Genomic DNA, 863 nt, shown 5'->3' on the forward strand with positions numbered 1-863 from the left:
TTATGCGCGCGACAACCAATTATTTATTCATAATAATGGCGATGCGGCGACTGATATGATCATCAAAGCCCACGAATATGCGGTCAAACAAACCGGACAAGCACTAGACAAAGATCGCCGCACCGTACCCATTCACGCGCAATTTGCCAGAATGGATCAGCTAGAGGCCTTTAAAAAATATAACATGCTGCCGTCATTTTTTACCAATCACGCCTACTTTTGGGGAGACGTGCATGTCAAAAATTTAGGGGAAGCGCGCGCCAACTTTTTAAGTCCACTTGCGACCGCTGATAAGATGGGGCTGAAATTTACCAATCACTCAGACGATACCGTGACTCCAGTCGATCCATTATTCGCCGTATGGTCAGCGGTCAATCGCACCGCGCGTAGCGGCCAGATTATCGGTCGTGATGAGCGCGTCAGCCCCTATCAAGCGTTAAAAGCCACCACTTCACATGCGGCATATGAGTACTTTGAAGAGGACAGCAAAGGCACTTTAACGCCAGGCAAATTGGCTGATCTGGTCATTTTGGACGCCAATCCGTTGACAGCGGCGCCTGACAGCATTAAAGATATCGAGGTAGTTCAAACCATCAAAGAAGGCAAAACGATTTATCAACGTTGAGCCAATATTTAAGTATAATGACGCTTATTTTTACCGTTATGTCTTAACACGTGACGGTATTGTCGTCATCTTTATTGTGACCTTTTTGACCTATTTGATTTATCAGGGAATTTTATGAGTACATCGACGCCGATCACCTCATCTGACAACAGCCATTATCTGCACCATACGTTTTTTGAACCTAAAGACGACATCAAAGCGACTTTATTAATCGTACACGGTATGGCAGAACATAGCG

Annotated in this window: 1 protein-coding gene and 1 pseudogene; both read left to right on the forward strand. The window is 45.1% G+C overall.

Annotation, left to right across the window (positions count from 1 at the left end; genetic code table 11):
* Positions 1 to 625, forward strand: a 625-nt coding sequence (locus ACS8FD_RS18465; protein WP_439276915.1) for an amidohydrolase, incomplete at its 5' end; no start/stop codon positions are given.
* 114 nt (positions 626 to 739) lie between these two features.
* Positions 740 to 863: pseudogene (locus tag ACS8FD_RS18470) on the forward strand (alpha/beta hydrolase); the annotation flags it as partial.

This window comes from Psychrobacter sp. 1U2, assembly GCF_051847575.1.